The 3,551-nt window shown below is 51.6% G+C and carries 4 protein-coding genes; all 4 read right to left on the bottom strand.

Annotated elements, in window-relative coordinates:
* Window positions 1-901, bottom strand: a 901-nt coding sequence (locus AWV70_RS16600; RefSeq protein ID WP_235588719.1) for an L-threonylcarbamoyladenylate synthase, incomplete at its 3' end; no start/stop codon positions are given.
* A gap of 60 nt (window positions 902-961) precedes the next feature.
* Window positions 962-1,531: a stage II sporulation protein R gene (locus AWV70_RS16595; protein WP_060209490.1), complete on the bottom strand. Its 570-nt coding sequence runs from the start codon at window positions 1,529-1,531 to the stop codon at window positions 962-964.
* Window positions 1,532-1,574: 43 nt separating this feature from the next.
* Window positions 1,575-2,423, bottom strand: coding sequence for a peptide chain release factor N(5)-glutamine methyltransferase (gene prmC, locus AWV70_RS16590; RefSeq protein WP_060209488.1), 849 nt, complete (start codon window positions 2,421-2,423; stop codon window positions 1,575-1,577).
* Window positions 2,416-3,492, bottom strand: a complete 1,077-nt coding sequence (gene prfA, locus AWV70_RS16585) for a peptide chain release factor 1 (protein ID WP_060209486.1) — start codon at window positions 3,490-3,492, stop codon at window positions 2,416-2,418. The genes prmC and prfA overlap by 8 nt, the downstream gene beginning before the upstream one ends.
* Between the last annotated feature and the right edge of the window lie 59 nt (window positions 3,493-3,551).

Here is a 3,551-nt window from a genome sequence, read left to right as displayed (position 1 = left end):
GATTAACCGCCATTGCCTCGTTATCACGGAGCGGACCGACTGGGAAATACCAGTCCGCCTCTGCGATGTCATACTCATCGGGACCGATGACCGCAACCCGCTTCCCTTCGGAGTGGAGCTGCCTGACCGCTTCCCGGATTTTCGATTCATCCGATTGAATGACGAAAAGCGGCGACTCCGGGGCATAATGCATGTATTTCATGCCCGGGGCTTTCGGCGTTTCCTCATCGGTGACACCCGGCAACTTGTTTTCTGCGCGAACGAGACCGATCACCTCTTCGATCAACTCCCGCGTCACGCCGCCCGGACGCAAAATTGCGGGCGGATGAACCGTCATGTCGAGAACGGTCGATTCGACGCCGACCCCTGTCTTGCCACCGTCGACGATGAGCGGAATCCGCCCTTTCAAATCCGTCAGCACATGGGCAGCTTCCGTCGGGCTCGGCTTGCCGCTGCGATTCGCGCTCGGTGCAGCGAGCGGTCCGTCCAGTGTTCGCAGAAGCTTGAGCGCTACAGGATGATCAGGCATCCGGATGCCGACTGTGTCGAAGCCCGGTGTGACATTTTCCGCAATGACACCGGGCCGCTTATGGAAGACGAGTGTCAGCGGACCTGGCCAAAATGCCTCCATCAGCTTCTCCGCGTTTTCCGGCACGTTTACCGCATAGTTATCCACATCTTCTTTATTGCCAATATGTACGATGAGCGGGTTATCGGACGGGCGCCCCTTCGCTTCGAAGATCCGCTGAACGGCGCTCGTTTCCGTCGCAAGTGCTCCAAGGCCGTACACCGTCTCGGTCGGAAACGCGACAACGCCTCCATCTTTTAAAATATCCACAGCACGTTGATAACTTATCGAGTTATCCATATCGTTATCCACTGAAACGATTTCAGTTTCCACGGTTCAAACCCCCATTTATACACAATTTCATCAAATTATCCACAATTCAAGTGGATAAGTTCAGTCGAACAATGACTTTATCCACTCCCAAATGAAGAAAGTGACTTTTTCATCGTCCTCTTTTTCCACTTCCTTGTCAGGAAAACAGACTCTCGGGAATAAAGAGCACCACCAATTGTCGCCACGCCCACTTCCGATCGTCAAAATATATGCGTCATACGGCGCTTGCGGCGTGATGACCAAGCCTGACCGCTTCGGCGGAAACAAAGCCGCCGTCCGTTCGAAGCTGACGTCTTGTCCGTCCGCCATCGATTTGGCAGTCTCTAATATGGTCGATTCAATCGCCGCTAAGTTATCCACAATTTCTGATTTCGACTCTGCTTGCGAAATCGCTTGATTGATCATCGGCTCGATGACAAGCTGGATTTCTTCTTTCAATTTCTGGTCAGCAGGCGCATTCGAGTGCGATAAGATCCGGAATCTGATTTCCTCTTCCTCTTCCGCCTGTCCCGAAAATAATAGCAATGCGGACTGGATGAGGAATAGCACGAGGATGAACTCCGCAATCGCCATCAAACGATCCGTCCATATATTGGATTCAAGTTTAGTAATTTCATAGTCTTGCAACATATCGATCCCCTCCTGACCTCATTGTGGACAGGGCCGGAGGGTTTTATTCATCAATCTCGCAAAATATCATTCGATCTTTTCCATTCACATCTCTCACAACGGAAACCCGTGCTTTCGGAAACGCTTTTTGGAAAAGTCCACTTACTGCCTGCCCTTGCAAGTAGCCGATCTCAACGCCGATGAGCGAAGGCTTATTCATGAGCTTCGGCAATTTCTTCGCCAACTGCTTATAGAAGAACAGCCCGTCATCATCCGCAAATAATGCGCTATGCGGCTCAAAATCGAGCACTGTTGGAGACATCTGCTTCGATTCCTCCATCGCGATATACGGGGGATTCGATAGTACGACATCCCATTTCTCCTTCTCAATCGGTTCCGCCAAATTGCCTAACCGGAAATCGACCTCAGCCCCATTGAGCTTGGCATTGCGCTTCGCTACTTTCAGCGCCGCTTCACTAATATCCGTGGCCGTGACAAGTGCGTCAGGCATTTCTTTTTTGAAAGCAATCGCGATTGCCCCGCTCCCTGTACCGATATCCGCCACGCGGCATTTCCCAGGGATTTTGCGGCTTCGTTCAAGCGCGCCGAAAACAAGCTCCTCCGTTTCAGGCCGAGGGATGAGCACATGCTCATTCACCTCGAAGGACAGTCCGTAAAACTGCTCCGTGCCGATAATATGCTGGACGGGCTTGCCTGTGAGCAGTTCATCGGTTTTATTCCAAAAAGCGGTTTGCTGTTTGGTTGTGAGTGGTTCACGCAAGTCCGCGAGCAATGCCGCGCCGGATTTTTGTGTGACATGCTCCATGAGCAGCTGTGCGGCGTGTGTGTCGAGATTTTTCGATTCAAGAAGGGATTTCGCTTTGTTGAACGCCTCATGGATTTTTTCAGTCATGCTGATCCAAGCTTTCCAACCGTCTCGCCTGGTCCTCGACGATAAGAGCGTCGATCACTTCGTCGAGCTTCCCTTCGATGATCTGGTCGAGTTTTTGGATGGTGAGCCCGATCCGGTGGTCTGTCACGCGGTTTTGCGGGAAGTTGTACGTCCGGATCCGTTCGGAGCGATCGCCCGTCCCGACGGCGGATTTCCGCTTTTCGTCGTATTCAGCTTGCGCTTCCTGCATGAATTTATCGTAAATGCGGGCGCGCAATACTTTCATCGCCTTCTCTTTGTTTTTGATCTGCGATTTTTCATCCTGGCATGAGACGGTGATGCCTGTCGGCAAATGTGTCAGGCGTACGGCTGACATCGTCGTGTTGACGGATTGTCCACCCGGTCCGGATGATGCGAATGTGTCGGTACGGATATCTTTTTCGTGGATGTCGATTTCGACTTCTTCCGCTTCCGGCAATACGGCGACGGTCGCGGTCGACGTATGGATGCGGCCGCCCGATTCCGTTTCCGGCACGCGCTGAACGCGATGCGCACCGTTCTCATATTTCAGCTTGGAATAGGCGCCGCTTCCGTTGATCATGAAAATGATTTCCTTGAACCCGCCAAGCTCGGTCGGCGAAGCATCCATCACTTCCACTTTCCAATGATTCGTTTCTGCGAACCGGCTATACATTCTATACAAGTTGCCCGCGAACAGCGCCGCCTCGTCGCCGCCCGCCGCACCGCGGATTTCCATGATGACGTTTTTGTCATCGTTCGGATCTTTCGGGACGAGCAACAGTTTCAGCCTCTGTTCAAGCGATTCGATCTGATCATCGAGCTCCGCGATCTCCATTTTGACGAGTTCTTTCATTTCATCGTCCAATGGCTCTTCCAACATTTCCTTCGCATTATCGTACTGCTTTGTTGCAGTTTTATATTCGCGGTACGCATCGACCGTATCCTGCAAGTCGGATTGTTCCTTCGAATACGTCCGCAACTTAGTCATATCACTTACAATATCCGGATCGCTCAGCAATTCATTCAATCGCTCATATCGATCCTCAACGGCTTGAAGCCTATCAAACATAATCATTGCACCTCTTCGTCCTCAGTCTGTTTTGTATGTTTATTGTACGGGAATGAGGC

The sequence above is a fragment of the Sporosarcina koreensis genome (genome assembly GCF_001531445.1).
Classification (GTDB): domain Bacteria; phylum Bacillota; class Bacilli; order Bacillales_A; family Planococcaceae; genus Sporosarcina; species Sporosarcina koreensis_C.
The sequence above is the reverse complement of the archived record's forward strand: the minus strand, read 5'-3'. Positions and strand labels throughout refer to the sequence as shown.